Raw genomic sequence first — 14392 nt, 5'->3', positions numbered from 1 at the left:
TCACGTGTCCCCGACCGAATCCGGCCTCACCTCCCCGCCGGAGGCACCCCACGGCGACCCGCCCGCGCCCCACCCCGGCGCGGCTCCGCCCGCCGCTCCCACCCCGGCCGCGGGCCCGCTGCTGGACGACCTGGCCGCCTGGCCGCCGGCGGACACCCCCGCCGGGCCGTTCGCCCTCGTCCCCGTGGAGCTGGGACGCGACCTGGACCGGATCGTCGCCTGGATGAACGAGCCGGCCGTGCACGCCTTTTGGGAGCTGGCCGGGCCCCCGGAGACCACCGCCGCCCATCTGCGCGCCCAACTGGACGGCGACGGCCGCAGCGTGCCGTGCCTGGGCGTGCTGGACGGCGTCCCGATGAGCTACTGGGAGATCTACCGCGCCGACCTGGACCGCGTCGCCCGCTACTACCCGGCGCGGCCCCACGACACCGGAATCCACCTGCTGTTGGGGGCCGGCCGCGACCGCGGGCGCGGCCTGGGCACCGCGCTGCTGCGCGCCACCGCCGACCTCGTCCTGGACCGCCGCCCGCGGTGCGGACGCGTGATCGCCGAACCCGACCTCCGCAACACCCCCTCCGTCGCGGCCTTCCTGGGCGCCGGCTTCCGCTATGAGGAGGAGATCCAACTGCCCGAGAAACGCGCGGCGTTGATGGTCCGCGACCGCGCCCACCGCCACCATCTCTGACCCCGGGGCCGTCCGTCGACGGCCCCGACCCCGTCCGCCATCCATCCCGCCGGCCCGGTTGTCCCCCGCACGTGCCCGGCCGGTCCCGCACCGAGGAGTCCCACCTTGCCTCCTGTGTCTCGTCCCTCCGCTCCCGCCGGTCGGCCCGGCCCGTCCGCCGCGTCCGGGCCCGGCCCGTCGCAGGACGCCTGGCAACGTGCCGCCCGCCGGCTGTTCGCCAAGACCCTCGGGGAGTTCGCCTACGAGGAGATCCTCACCCCCGAACCCGACGGCCCGGCCCCCGACGGTCGCACCCGCTACCGCCTGCCCGTCACCGACGACCTCACCTACCGCTTCACCGCCCGCAGAGGTGCCTACGGGCACTGGTCCGTCGACCCCGGCTCGATCACCCCGCACGCCGATCCCCTCCTCTTCCTGACCCGGGCCCACGACACCGTCCTGGGCCTATCCGGCGACACCACCGGCCACCTCATCCGCGAACTCACCGCCACCCTCGCCGCCGACACCCGCCTGGACGCCACCGCGCTCAGCGCCGCCGACCTCGCCGACCTCGACTACGCCGCGCTCGAAGGCCATCAGACCGGCCACCCCTGGCTGGTCGCCAACAAGGGCCGGCTCGGCTTCTCCGCCGCCGACGCGGAGACCTGGGCCCCCGAGGCCCGCACCCCGCAGCGGCTGCCCTGGCTCGCCGCCCACCGCCGCATCGCCCACTACCGCGGCGTCCCCGCGCTCGCCACCCCCGATCGCCTCTACGACGGGGAACTCGACCCCGCCACCGCACACGCCTTCGCCGCCACCCTCGCCGACGCCGGCCGCGACCCGGCCGACTACCTCTACCTCCCCGTCCACCCCTGGCAGTGGGACGAGACCATCGCCCCGCTCTTCGCCCCGCAACTCGCCGACGGATCCATCATCGCGCTGCCCACTGACAACGACCTCCGCCTCCCGCAGCAGTCGATCCGCACCTTCCTCAACCTCACCCGCCCCCAGGCGCGCACCGTCAAACTCCCGCTGTCCATCCTCAACACCCTGGTCTGGCGCGGCCTGCCCACCGAACGGACCCTCGCCGCCCCCGCCGTCACCGGCTGGATGCACTCCCTGCGCGACGGCGATACGTATCTGCGCGACGAGACGCGGGTGATCCTGCTCGGCGAGACCGCCTCCGTCACCGTCGAGCACCCCCTCTACGACCGGCTGCCCGGAGTCCCGTACCAGTACAAGGAGTTGCTCGGCTGCATCTGGCGGGAGCCGCTCACCCGCTACCTCCTACCGGGGGAGCGCGCCCGCACGTTGGCCTCACTGCTCCAGACCGACCCCACGGGCCGCGCGCTGACCGCGGAACTGGTGGACCGCTCCGGTCTGACCCCGCACGGCTGGCTGGCCCGGCTCTTCGCCGCCCTCCTGCCGCCCCTGTTGCACTTCCTCTACCAGTACGGCACGGTCTTCTCCCCGCACGGCGAGAACGCCATCGTCGTCTTCGACGAGAACGACATCCCCACCCGGCTGGCCATGAAGGACTTCGTCGACGACGTCAACACCAGCGCCCAGCCGCTGCCGGAGCACGACGGTATGCCGGACGACGTCCGGGCGGTGCTGCTCACCGAACCCCCGGCATTTCTCACCCAGTTCATCCACTCCGGCCTGTTCGTCGGCGTCTTCCGTTATCTCGCGCCGCTGTGCGAGGACCAACTGGGCGTTCCCGAGGGGGAGTTCTGGTCACTCGTCCGGGCGGAGATCCTGCGGCACCACGAGCGCTTCCCGCACCTCAAGGAGCGGCAGGAGACCTTCGACCTGCTCACCCCGGAGATCGAGCGGCTGTGTCTGAACCGCAACCGGCTGCACGTGGACGGTTACCGCGACCGCCGGGACCGCCCGCACGCCGCCGTCCACGGCACCGTCCCCAATCCCCTGCACGCCCCGTGACCGACCCTGCTGTCAGTGGTCCCGCGTAGGCTTGCAGACGCTATGACGAAGCCCTCTCTCCCCGATCTGCTCCATGCCGCCGTCACCGCCGTCGGCGGCACCGAGCGGCCCGGCCAGGTGGCCATGGCCGAGGCCGTCGCCGAGGCCGTGGACGACAACGCCCACCTGTTGGTACAGGCCGGCACCGGCACCGGAAAGTCCCTCGGCTATCTGGTGCCGGCGCTGGCCCATGGTGAGCGCGTGGTGATCGCCACGGCCACCCTCGCCCTCCAGCGCCAGCTCGTCGAGCGCGATCTGCCGCGGACGGTCGAGGCGCTGCATCCGCAGCTGCGCCGCCGGCCGCAGTTCGCGATGCTCAAGGGGCGCTCCAACTACGTCTGTCTGCACCGCCTCCACGAGGGCGCCCCGCAGGACGAGGAGGACGGCCTCTTCGACGTCTTCGAGCAGGCGGCGCCCACCAGCAAGCTGGGCCAGGACCTGCTGCGGCTGCGGGACTGGGCGGACGAGACGGAGACCGGCGACCGCGACGACCTGACCCCCGGCGTCTCCGACCGCGCCTGGGGCCAGGTGTCGGTCTCGTCCCGGGAGTGCGTGGGCGCGTCGAAGTGTGCGTACGGCGCGGAGTGCTTCGCCGAGGCGGCCCGGGAGCGGGCCAAGCTGGCCGACGTGGTGATCACCAACCACGCGCTGCTGGCGATCGACGCCATCGAGGGCGCCCCGGTCCTGCCGCAGCACGAGGTGCTGATCATCGACGAGGGCCACGAGCTGGTCTCCCGGGTCACCGGCGTGGCCACCGGCGAGCTCACCCCCGGCCAGGTCAACCGCGCGGTCCGCCGCGCCGCCAAGCTGGTCAACGAGAAGGCCGCCGACCAGCTCCAGACCGCCGCCGAGACCTTCGAGCGGCTGATGGAGCTGGCACTGCCCGGCCGCCTGGAGGAGATCCCCGAGGAGCTGGGGTACTGCCTGATGGCGCTGCGGGACGCCGCCCGCACGGTGATCGTCGCGCTCGGCTCCACCCGCGACAAGTCCGTCCAGGACGAGGACGCCGTCCGCAAGCAGGCCCTGGCCTCGGTGGAGAACGTCCACGACGTCGCCGAGCGGATCGCCAACGGCTCCGAGTACGACGTGGTCTGGTACGAGCGCCATGAGCCCCGCGGCGGAGCCGCCTATCGATTCAGCGGCGCCTCGCTGCGGGTGGCCCCGCTGTCGGTCTCCGGCCTGCTGCGGGAGAAGCTGTTCACCGACCGCTCCGTGGTGCTGACCTCCGCCACCCTCAAGCTGGGCGGCGACTTCAACGGCGTGGCCGCCTCGTTGGGCCTGGGCCCGGAGGGCACCGCGGGCGAGGACGAGCCGGTGTGGAAGGGCCTGGACGTCGGCTCGCCCTTCGACTACGGCAAGCAGGGCATCCTCTACGTCGCCAAGCACCTCGCCCAGCCCGGCCGGGAGGGCAGCCGCGACGACATGCTGGACGAGCTGGCGGATCTGATCGAGGCGGCCGGCGGCCGGACGCTGGGGCTGTTCTCCTCGATGCGGGGTGCCCAGGCCGCGGCGGAGGCGATGCGCGGCCGGCTGGACATGCCGGTCCTGCTCCAGGGCGAGGAGACGCTCGGCGAGCTGATCCGGACGTTCGCCGCGGACGCCCGGACGTGTCTGTTCGGCACGCTGTCGCTGTGGCAGGGCGTGGATGTCCCGGGCCCCAACTGCCAGTTGGTGGTGATGGACCGGGTGCCGTTCCCGCGGCCGGACGACCCGCTGATGAGCGCCCGGCAGAAGGCCGTGGAGGAGGCCGGCGGCAACGGCTTCATGGCGGTCGCGGCGACCCATGCCGCGCTGCTGATGGCCCAGGGCGCGGGCCGTCTGGTCCGGGCCACCGGCGACCGCGGCGTGGTCGCGGTGCTGGACCCGCGGGTGGAGCGGGCCCGCTACGGCTCCTTCCTCCGCAAGTCCATGCCGGACTTCTGGTACACCACCGACCGGAATCAGGTCCGCCGCTCGCTGGCCCGCATCGACCAGGCGGCCAAGGAGGCCGAGGCGGCGGAGAAGTAGCGGAGGCGGGACCGGGGGAGCGCGACGGGCCCCGCGGCAGCGCCTCCCGCGCAGTACAGAGGCCGGACAGTACGCAGTACAGAGGCCGGACAGTACAGAGCCCCGGGACGGAACCGGCGCAGTGGTTCCGTCCCGGGGCCCGGTCGTGGGCGGCCTCAGACCCGGCGCAGCACCGCGACCACCTTGCCGAGGATGGTCGCCTCGTCGCCGGGGATGGGCTGGTACGCGGCGTTGTGCGGCAGCAGCCACACATGGCCGTCCTCGCGCTTGAAGCGCTTGACGGTGGCCTCGCCGTCGAGCATGGCAGCGACGATGTCGCCGTTCTCGGCGACCGGCTGGCGGCGGACGGTGACCCAGTCGCCGTCGCAGATGGCCGCCTCGATCATCGAGTCGCCCACGACCTTCAGCACGAACAGCTCGCCGTCGCCGACCAGTTGGCGGGGGAGCGGGAAGACGTCCTCGACGGACTCCTCGGCCAGGATCGGGCCGCCGGCCGCGATCCGGCCGACCAGCGGGACGTAGGACGCGGCGGGCTTGCCGGCGGTCTCCGTCGCCGTGCTCGTCGGCTGGTCCGAGGCGCGGACCTCGTACGCCCGCGGGCGGTGCGGGTCGCGCCGGAGGAAGCCCTTCCGTTCCAGGGCCATCAGCTGGTGTGCGACGGAGGAGGTGCTGGAGAGCCCGACGGCCTGGCCGATCTCTCGCATCGACGGCGGATAGCCGCGCCGCTGCACCGAATCCCGGATCACCTCGATCACCCGGCGCTGGCGGTCGGTGAGCCCGGAGCTGTCGGCACGAATACCCGGAGGGCGACCCGGCAACGAGCGGGTGGGCTTGTGCTCTTCGGAGTCCGACGTGGTCTCGTCCATCGGCCGCGGTGCCCTTTGCGGTTGCTCGAATCGGCTCTGGGAGTGGCTTTGTGCGGTGATGGTCGCGCTGTCTGCGGTGGTGGTCACGTCGGCCCCTCTCGAAATGTTCTCCCTAGTTAGCCAACGGTAGTTGCTTTCGAAAGGTTGCGCCAAACACACGTTCGAGTGAAAAATTCCGCGATTGGCTGACCTGATCTAGCAGTGCGGTGTATAGCCGAATGGCAATTCGGAGCCCCGGGGTGCCCGGCCTCGGATTCCCCTCTGGATTCCGCTCCGGAATGCCGTCCGGAACCCGCCGGGAAAGGGCGGCCGACGACGCCGCGACGACGGTCCGCCGCGGCGTCGCCGATTGTGTCATCCCCGCCCCTCCGGCCCCCGCGCCGGGTGGCTTCCCGTACCCTCTTGGACGGCCCGCACCCGCACCGCCAACGCGACACGCGGTAGGCAGATATAAGCGGCCCGACACCACATCTAGTGCTTAGATGCGGTCGGCCGCCTACAAGTTGTGGTGCCGGGTCCGTCGGGCCCCAGGGATCGCCTATGCTGGTGGCTGCTCCGAAGGGCCCGCAGGGACCGGCCGGAGGTGTCCGTCGTCGTACGCCGGTTCTCTTTGGCGTGCGTCCGTTTCCGAGGGTTGAGGAGGGTGGAGCCATGCACTGCCCCTTCTGCAGGCACCCGGACAGCCGGGTCGTCGACAGCCGCACCACGGACGACGGGACGGCGATCCGCCGCCGGCGCCAGTGCCCCGACTGCTCCCGCCGCTTCACGACCGTCGAGACGGCGTCGTTGATGGTGATCAAGCGGAGCGGGGTCACCGAGCCCTTCAGTCGCACCAAGGTCATCGCGGGCGTGCGCAAGGCGTGCCAGGGTCGTCCGGTCACCGAGGACGCCCTCGCCAAGCTCGGCCAGCGGGTCGAGGAGGCGGTGCGCGCCACCGGCAGCGCCGAACTGACCACCCATGACGTCGGGCTCGCCATACTGGGCCCGCTGCAGGAACTCGACCTCGTCGCGTACCTGCGCTTCGCGTCCGTCTACCGGGCGTTCGACTCACTTGAGGACTTCGAGGCGGCCATCGCCGAGCTGCGCGAGCAGCGCGAGCAGGGGCCGCCCGCGCACGGCGGGGCTGACGAGGAGGCCGGCGAGCCGGTCGTTCCCGTGCCCGCCACCGCTGCCGACTAGAGCTCGGCGAGCATCCAGACCTGAGCCGGGACGAGAGCAGGGCGTCCCGACTCCGGAAAGACATACACCGTGCCACGGAATTTGTGTGCACATATGGGCGTTTGCCCGTATACAGGGAGGCGGAATGACAGAGACGACGAGCGGCCCGGCACGAGGCTCCCGCGCCAAGGGCAGCAAGGCGAGCAAGGGTCTGCGCATCGAGCGCATCCACACCACCCCCGGCGTGCATCCGTACGACGAGGTCGAGTGGGCGCGCCGTGACGTCGTCATGACCAACTGGCGCGACGGCTCGGTCAACTTCGAGCAGCGTGGCGTCGAGTTCCCCGAGTTCTGGTCGGTGAACGCGGTCAACATCGTCACGAGCAAGTACTTCCGCGGCGCGGTGGGTTCCCCCAACCGCGAGTCGAGCCTCAAGCAGCTCATCGACCGCGTGGTCAAGACGTACCGCAAGGGCGGTGAGGAGAACGGTTACTTCGCCTCCCCGGCTGACGCCGAGATCTTCGAGCACGAGCTGGCCTACGCCCTGCTCCACCAGATCTTCAGCTTCAACTCCCCGGTGTGGTTCAACGTCGGCACCAAGCAGCCGCAGCAGGTCAGCGCCTGCTTCATCCTCTCCGTGGACGACTCCATGGAGTCGATCCTGGACTGGTACAAGGAAGAGGGGATGATCTTCAAGGGCGGCTCCGGTGCCGGCCTGAACCTCTCCCGCATCCGCTCCTCCAAGGAGCTGCTCTCCTCCGGCGGCAACGCCTCCGGCCCGGTCTCCTTCATGCGCGGCGCCGACGCCTCCGCCGGCACCATCAAGTCCGGTGGCGCCACCCGTCGCGCGGCCAAGATGGTCGTCCTCGACGTCGACCACCCCGACGTCGAGGCGTTCATCGAGACCAAGGTCAAGGAAGAGGAGAAGATCCGCGCGCTGCGCGACGCGGGCTTCGACATGGACCTGGGCGGCGACGACATCGCGTCCGTCCAGTACCAGAACGCCAACAACTCGGTCCGCGTGAACGACGAGTTCATGAAGGCCGTCGAGACCGGCGCCAACTTCGGCCTGCGCGGCCGGCTCACCGGTGAGGTCATCGAGGAGGTCGACGCCAAGTCGCTCTTCCGCAAGATGGCCGAGGCCGCCTGGGCCTGCGCCGACCCCGGCATCCAGTACGACGACACCATCAACCACTGGCACACCTCGCCGGAGTCGGGCCGCATCACCGCGTCCAACCCGTGCAGCGAGTACATGCACCTGGACAACTCCTCGTGCAACCTCGCCTCGCTCAACCTCCTGAAGTTCCTCCGCGACGACGACCTGGGCAACCAGTCCTTCGACGCCGCGCGGTTCGCCAAGGTCGTCGAGCTGGTCATCACGGCCATGGACATCTCGATCTGCTTCGCGGACTTCCCGACCCAGAAGATCGGCGAGACCACCCGCGCCTACCGCCAGTTGGGCATCGGCTACGCCAACCTCGGCGCCCTGCTGATGGCCACCGGTCACGCCTACGACTCCGACGGCGGCCGTGCCCTGGCCGGTGCCATCACCTCGCTGATGACCGGCACCTCCTACAAGCGCTCCGCCGAACTGGCCGCCATCGTCGGCCCGTACGACGGCTACGCCCGCAACGCCGACGCCCACAAGCGCGTCATGAAGCAGCACGCGGACGCCAACGCCGCGGCCAAGCGCATGGACGACCTGGACAACCCGGTCTGGGCGGCGGCCACCGAGGCGTGGCAGGACGTGCAGCGCCTCGGCGAGAAGAACGGCTTCCGCAACGCCCAGGCGTCGGTGCTGGCCCCCACCGGCACCATCGGCCTGATGATGGACTGCGACACCACCGGCGTCGAGCCGGACCTGGCGCTGGTCAAGTTCAAGAAGCTGGTCGGCGGCGGCTCCATGCAGATCGTGAACAACACGGTCCCCAAGGCGCTCAAGCGGCTCGGCTACCAGCCCGAGCAGGTCGAGGCGATCGTCGCCCACATCGCCGACCACGGCAATGTCATCGACGCCCCCGGCCTCAAGCCGGAGCACTACGAGGTCTTCGACTGCGCCATGGGCGAGCGCTCCATCTCCCCGATGGGTCACGTCCGCATGATGGCCGCGGCCCAGCCGTTCCTGTCCGGTGCGATCTCCAAGACGGTCAACGTCCCGGAGTCGGCCACCGTCGAGGAGATCGAGGACGTCTACTACCAGGGCTGGAAGCTCGGCCTGAAGGCGCTGGCGATCTACCGCGACAACTGCAAGGTCGGTCAGCCGCTCTCCGCCAAGAAGAAGGAGGAGGAGAAGAAGGCCGAGGCCGCCGAGCAGCCCGCCGAGAAGAAGGTCGTCGAGTACCGCCCGGTCCGCAAGCGCCTGCCGAAGGGCCGTCCCGGCATCACCACCTCCTTCACGGTCGGTGGCGCCGAGGGTTACATGACCGCCAACTCCTACCCGGACGACGGTCTCGGCGAGGTCTTCCTGAAGATGTCCAAGCAGGGCTCGACCCTCGCGGGCATGATGGACGCCTTCTCCATCGCGGTGTCGGTCGGCCTCCAGTACGGCGTGCCGCTGGAGACCTACGTCTCGAAGTTCGTCAACATGCGCTTCGAGCCGGCCGGCATGACCGACGACCCGGACGTGCGGATGGCGCAGTCGATCGTCGACTACATCTTCCGCCGACTGGCGCTGGACTTCCTGCCGTTCGAGACCCGCTCGGCGCTGGGCATCCACTCCGTCGAGGAGCGTCAGCGTCACCTGGAGACCGGTTCGTACGAGCTGCCCGAGGACGAGGTCGACGTCGAGGGCCTGGCCCAGTCGGCCCCGAAGGTCGAGGCGCCCAAGCAGTCCGGCTCGTCGAACCAGGTCGTCGAGGAGAGCGCCGCGCCGGCCCCCAAGCAGGCGCACACCAACGCCGAACTGGTGGAGATGCAGCTGGGCATCAACGCGGACGCCCCGCTCTGCTTCTCCTGCGGCACCAAGATGCAGCGGGCCGGTAGCTGCTACCTGTGCGAGGGCTGCGGCTCGACCAGCGGTTGCAGCTGAGCCCGGAGCCCCGATGGGGCGGCGGCCGATGAGCGGTCGCCGGGCATGAGTTGAGCACTACCAGGGCGGCGGAGTCCGGTGAGAAACCGGGCTCCGCCGCTTTGGCGTGGGTGGGGTCCGCGTGAATCTGCGCGCCTGGTGTGTGGCGTGTGGCGTGTGGTGTGCGCGACGCGTGGCTTAGGGGAGGAACTGGGTGACGGTCCGGGTGAAGCGTTCCGGGTCGTCGAGCCACGGGAAGTGGCCGGCGCCCGGTTGGACGACGACCGTGGCGCCGGGCAGGAGTGCGGCGATCTCCGCGGCGACGCGGGGCAACGGGCCACCGTCCAACTCGCCTACGAGGAGCAGCACCGGCACCCGTCGCGCCGCCGGCGCCGCCAGGGCGGCCCGGGTCGCGGCCGGCTCGAAGGCGCCGGCGGACGCATACCGCTCGGCCGCACCCTCGTTGGTCTGCGGGACCTCGCTGGCGGCGTGCGCGTGGGCCGTCTTGTCCCAACGCCCGTAGAAGAACGGGGCGATGGCGTCCCAGTCGGCCTCCGTGGGGGTGCCGGACCAGACCGCCTCGTAGGAGCGGCGGGCGGCCGGGAACCACGGCTCGGCGGATCGCAGCGCGGCCGCCTCCCGACGGTGCGCCTCGGTGAAGTCGACACCGAGGGCGCGCGCCCGGGCGGTGACCAGGGTGAGGCTGCGGACCCGCGCCGGAAAACGGGCGGCGTAAAGCAGGGCGAGATCACCGGCCGCGGAATGCGCGAGGACGTCGACGCATTCGAGACCGAGGTGTGCGCGGAGCGCCTCGACGTCATCCACCTGTCGGTCGCAGCGGTAGGTCGCCGGGTCGGCGGGAATGCCGGACGCGCCGGTGCCGCGCAGATCGAGCCGGATCAATCTGCGGTGCTCCGCCAGGCCACCCAGATCGCCGAGATAGGCGGAGGCGCGCATGGGGCCGCCGGGGAGGCAGAGCAGGGGTTCGCCTTTGTCCTTTCCCTGGACGTGATAGGCGAGCACGGTCCCGTCGACCGCGGTGAAGACTGGCATGGCCGTAATCCTGGACGGGGGTGAAGGGCGGGGCAAGTGGTTATGGGAGGTGATGAGGTGGCTGGTCAGGGTGGGGGAGTGGGAGTGGTGGGAACTGGTGAGAAAGGTGGTGGGGAGTGGGGCGGAAATTGCTTTAGGGGGTGGGGTGTTGGGGTTTCTGTTGGGGGTGAGGTGCCCCTAGTGGACCGTAGCGGCCCGTAGTGGACCGTTCCCGAGTGCGCTTGTGTCGCTCCGCCCTCAGTGGGGTTGTCCTTGGTTAATGGGGTTGTCCTTGGTTAAGCCGTCCGCCCTTAGGTGGGCTGTTCTCAGTTGGACTGTCCTGAGTTGGGTTGTCGTTGTTCTCGGCTGGGGTGGGGCGTCGGCTGCTCGCCAGGAGGAGCGTGTGGAGCAGCGCCGCCGCGATCTGGAGGGCGGCGATCGCCAGGAGCAGGGTGGGCGGCGGTAGTGCCGTGGTCAGCCCCGTGAGGCCCGCGCCGCAGGCCGCCGCCGTGATCTTCAGGCCGGCTCCCAGGGTGAACACCTGCGCTCGTACGGCAGTCGGGGCGTGGTCGGCCCGGATCCGCAACGTCGCGGTCAGCAACGGCCCGTCGCACAGCCCGGCCACGACGAACAGCACCACGACGGCCTCGGGCCACGGCACCAACGCGGCGGCAGCGAGCGCCGCCCCGGTGCCCAACAGGGAAACCGTGGCCATCAGTTGGGATGTCACGCGGGGCCGCCACCGGGCCACCGCCAGCGCCCCGGTGAGCGCTCCTGCGGCGAACGCGGTCATCAGGGCGCCGCCGCTGCCCGGATGGCCACGATGGGCGGCGAGCAGCACCGTGGTGGTGGTCAGTCCGCCGATCCCGACGAACGCCAGGCAGGTGGCGGCGGTGATCGCCCGCAGCTCCCGGACGCGGACCACGGCGGACAGGCCGGCGGCGGTCCCGGGCCGTACGGCGGCCGTGCCGGGCCCGTCGTGTTGTGGACGGGCGCCGGGTCGCTCGCGCCCGCGGAAGAGGCCGAGGGACAGCGCGGCGGCGACCGTTGCCGCCCCGGCGAGGAGCCCCATCGCCGGGCCCGGTGACCACAGCGCGGCCAGCACGCTGACGACGGCCGGACCGGCGACCGAGGCGGCGTTGTAGACCGCGGCATCCAGCCCGTAGGCGCGGTCGCGCGCCGGTCCCTCGGGAACCAAGTCGGCTACGAGTCCCGACAGTCCGCCGGACACCACCGGGCCGCAGCAGCCGCCGAGGAGGGCCACGGCCAGCGTCACTGGTACGGGGGCGCGCCCGGTGAGCAGCGCCAACGCGGCGATGGCCGCGGCGAACCCGCCCAGGGCCGCGAGATGGAACAACCGAGGTCGTCGGGTGCGCCCGGCGAGGGTGCCCACCAGGGGAGCGGCAAGTACGTGCGGTGCCATCCAGGCGGCGAGGACGAACGCCCCTTGGGCGGCGCTCCCGGTACGGGCGAGCGCCAACAGCACCGCCGCCACGGCCATGCCCTCCTCGGCCAGCCGCGCGAACAGTGCAACGGCCAGATAGCGCGGTAACCCGGGACGGCTACGGGTGAGGTCCACGGCCGGCCTCCCTCCGACGATGGGGTAACGGTTTATGAATATAAGGCGTTACGGTACGCAAGGGGAGGCGGGAGGGAGGGGGTGTGGTCAGTCAGCCGCAATCCTTAACGGCAGCCCCCGCAGCATCAGTTGGGGACGGTTGCGGGAACGGCCACAGGGGACAGCAGCGGCACGGAAACAGTGGAAGCTACGGAAGCAACGCAGGTGCACGAACCACACGAACCACACGAACCGCACGGAACGGATGGGGCGATGCACCCCCACACCTCGGGCGACGCCAGGCACAAGAAGGCAAGGGGTAGTACGAGCGGCATGGGCACTGGCACTGGCACCGGCATCGACCTCGGTGGCGGCGGCCCGCGGCACGGCTTCCGGCCGGCCGACCGGCTGATCGATCTGGCCAACGCCGTCCGGGCGGCGCCGGACCTACCCCGTGCCGCCCTCGTCGAACTCCTCGCACGCCATGGGGAGGGGCCCGACGATCTCGCCGAGCAGGCGTTCTCGGAGCGCGACGCCGATCAACTCCGCGGCGCCGCGGCCCGGATCGCCGACCTTCTCACCGAGACCGACACCGATCGGGCCGCCCACGCCCTCAACGCGCTGCTGGCCGCCTGCGGGGCTCGTCCGCGGCTCTCCCGGCACGACGGGCACCCCTGGCACCTGCACGTCGACCGCGGCGACGAGGCGGGCTGGGCCGACTGGTTCCTGGCGTCCAGCGCCCTGGCGCTGGCCCAGATCCTGACCGAGTACGGCCGCGTTACCTGGGGGGAGTGCGCGGCGTCCGGTTGCGCCACCCTCTACCTGGGGGCGGGTCCGGGAAGCGCCCGCCGTTACTGTTCGTCGGCCTGCGCCACCAGGGAACGGGTCGCGGCCCACCGTCGTCGCAAGAAGTCCGGCGGGTGACGGGACGGGGCGCCGGGCAACGGGATAGCGGGTTGGGGGGCGGCTCAGGCCGGCCCTGCCACCCCGCTATCCGTGTCCGTACCGGTCAGTTCCCCATCACCCTGGTGAAGGTCTCCGGATCGGTGTCGAACCCGCGCAGCACGTGCTGGAACCGCCATTCGCCGTGGGCGTCCCGGACGAACTCGGCGACCGCCGCCGCCGTCGCGTCCTCGACTCCGGCGAAGTCGTTCCGCGCCAGCTTGGTGTACCCCTCGCGGACCTCGACGAGGGTGTTCTCCACCTCGCCGAAGACCTTCCGGCCGTGCGCCTGTTGGATCACCACGCCCACCACGACGCGGGAGTAGCGCTCGGACACCCGGCTCAACTCCAGCGTCAACACCTCGTCGTCGCCGAACCCTTGGCCGGTGCGGCTGTCCCGGTTGAGGGTGATGGTTCCGTCCGGTGACCGGCTGTCGAAGTGCACCAGGTAGGCCGGCTCCCCGTGCGGTGCATCCGCCGAGTACGTTGCCGCGATGATGTCCAGGTCGATGTCCGGCTCGCCGATGGGGCTGGGGTCCCAGCCGAGCGCCACCACGACCTTCTCGATGCCCTTGTTGAACGTGTTCACCGGGCTCCCTTCCGTCAGCTTCCGTGACTGAAGTCCGCGAGTTCCGCAGACAACTGCCCCGGAATTTCCCCGTGTTTCTCCATGGTCCCACGCTCGCTTGGACACCGGCCCCTGAAGTGCACGGCCGGCCAGGGGCGTTCGCATGCCGGCGCAATCCGCCGATTGATCGTCGGTGCAATGCGCAATGCACTTCGGTGCAATGAGTGCATTGCCTCCGCTGCGGCGCGGATTGTTTCGGATTGCGGTGAGCCGGTGAGCCGGTGGGGCGGTATGGCAGTGGGTCGGTGAGCTGGCGAGAGGTGGTGGGTCGGTGAGCCGGTGGGGTCAGCTTGAGGTGTCGACAAGTCTCCAAGTGTCGGGGGCAGTTGCACCAGGACACCCCGCGGCTCGCCGCCCGCCACGTACCAGTGCCCTCCCGGCCATCCGATGCCTGGATCCATTGCCGCCCCGCCTCGCTTCACAGGCAGGTGAGCCGACCGTCGAGGGCGTCCAGGGCTTTGGCGGGGGATCGGCGGCCGCTGAGGACGTGAGTGGTGAGGCGTCGGTGAGGGCGAGGAGGGCGCGGGCGGCCTGCCCCGGAGCGGCG

General features: G+C 71.0%; 10 protein-coding genes. 6 read left to right on the top strand and 4 right to left on the bottom strand.

Annotated elements, in window-relative coordinates; all coding sequences use genetic code 11:
- The first annotated feature begins 4 nt into the window (after positions 1 to 4).
- From ACFVFQ_RS12980 to ACFVFQ_RS12970, 3 genes are all read left to right on the top strand, one after another.
- Positions 5 to 685 (top strand): GNAT family N-acetyltransferase, encoded by a 681-nt coding sequence (locus tag ACFVFQ_RS12980; protein ID WP_383413493.1) that lies wholly within the window; start codon positions 5 to 7, stop codon positions 683 to 685.
- Positions 686 to 799: 114 nt separating this feature from the next.
- Positions 800 to 2608 (top strand): IucA/IucC family protein, encoded by a 1809-nt coding sequence (locus ACFVFQ_RS12975; RefSeq protein ID WP_383413670.1) that lies wholly within the window; start codon positions 800 to 802, stop codon positions 2606 to 2608.
- A gap of 42 nt (positions 2609 to 2650) precedes the next feature.
- On the top strand, positions 2651 to 4654 hold the full coding sequence (locus ACFVFQ_RS12970; protein WP_383413490.1) for an ATP-dependent DNA helicase: 2004 nt from the start codon (positions 2651 to 2653) through the stop codon (positions 4652 to 4654).
- Between the two features lie 155 nt (positions 4655 to 4809).
- On the opposite strand, the gene lexA is transcribed toward ACFVFQ_RS12970, so the two are convergent.
- Positions 4810 to 5607: a transcriptional repressor LexA gene (gene lexA, locus ACFVFQ_RS12965; protein ID WP_383413487.1), complete on the bottom strand. Its 798-nt coding sequence runs from the start codon at positions 5605 to 5607 to the stop codon at positions 4810 to 4812.
- A 564-nt stretch (positions 5608 to 6171) separates the two neighbouring features.
- Here lexA and nrdR point away from each other — a divergent pair.
- The gene (gene nrdR / locus ACFVFQ_RS12960; protein WP_366331658.1) at positions 6172 to 6699 is read left to right on the top strand and encodes a transcriptional regulator NrdR; all 528 of its coding nucleotides are present in this window, start codon (positions 6172 to 6174) and stop codon (positions 6697 to 6699) included.
- 124 nt (positions 6700 to 6823) lie between these two features.
- Positions 6824 to 9706, top strand: a complete 2883-nt coding sequence (locus ACFVFQ_RS12955; RefSeq protein ID WP_383413484.1) for a vitamin B12-dependent ribonucleotide reductase — start codon at positions 6824 to 6826, stop codon at positions 9704 to 9706.
- 177 nt (positions 9707 to 9883) lie between these two features.
- Here ACFVFQ_RS12955 and ACFVFQ_RS12950 read toward each other — a convergent pair whose 3' ends face one another.
- Both ACFVFQ_RS12950 and ACFVFQ_RS12945 read right to left on the bottom strand, forming a co-directional pair.
- The gene (locus tag ACFVFQ_RS12950) at positions 9884 to 10738 is read right to left on the bottom strand and encodes an alpha/beta fold hydrolase (protein WP_383413481.1); all 855 of its coding nucleotides are present in this window, start codon (positions 10736 to 10738) and stop codon (positions 9884 to 9886) included.
- Between the two features lie 256 nt (positions 10739 to 10994).
- Positions 10995 to 12296 (bottom strand): MFS transporter, encoded by a 1302-nt coding sequence (locus tag ACFVFQ_RS12945; protein ID WP_383413478.1) that lies wholly within the window; start codon positions 12294 to 12296, stop codon positions 10995 to 10997.
- Between the two features lie 312 nt (positions 12297 to 12608).
- On the opposite strand from ACFVFQ_RS12945, the gene ACFVFQ_RS12940 reads away from it, so the two are divergent.
- On the top strand, positions 12609 to 13199 hold the full coding sequence (locus ACFVFQ_RS12940) for a CGNR zinc finger domain-containing protein (RefSeq protein WP_383413475.1): 591 nt from the start codon (positions 12609 to 12611) through the stop codon (positions 13197 to 13199).
- A gap of 85 nt (positions 13200 to 13284) precedes the next feature.
- Here the strand turns inward: ACFVFQ_RS12940 and ACFVFQ_RS12935 are convergent, their stop codons facing one another.
- Entirely contained in the window at positions 13285 to 13806 is a 522-nt protein-coding gene (locus tag ACFVFQ_RS12935) for a TerD family protein (protein ID WP_383413472.1), read from the bottom strand.
- Between the last annotated feature and the right edge of the window lie 586 nt (positions 13807 to 14392).

It is taken from the genome of Streptomyces sp. NPDC057743 (assembly GCF_042798755.1).
Lineage (GTDB): Bacteria > Actinomycetota > Actinomycetes > Streptomycetales > Streptomycetaceae > Streptomyces.
This window is presented reverse-complemented; position numbering and strand designations above follow the sequence as displayed.

Coding starts and splice junctions, on each gene's coding strand:
- ACFVFQ_RS12970 (WP_383413490.1), top strand. CDS start 2,651: ATGACGAAGCCCTCTCTCCCCGATCTGCTCCATGCCGCCGTCACCGCC.
- nrdR (WP_366331658.1), top strand. CDS start 6,172: ATGCACTGCCCCTTCTGCAGGCACCCGGACAGCCGGGTCGTCGACAGC.
- ACFVFQ_RS12955 (WP_383413484.1), top strand. CDS start 6,824: ATGACAGAGACGACGAGCGGCCCGGCACGAGGCTCCCGCGCCAAGGGC.
- ACFVFQ_RS12950 (WP_383413481.1), bottom strand. CDS start 10,738: ATGCCAGTCTTCACCGCGGTCGACGGGACCGTGCTCGCCTATCACGTC.
- ACFVFQ_RS12940 (WP_383413475.1), top strand. CDS start 12,609: ATGGGCACTGGCACTGGCACCGGCATCGACCTCGGTGGCGGCGGCCCG.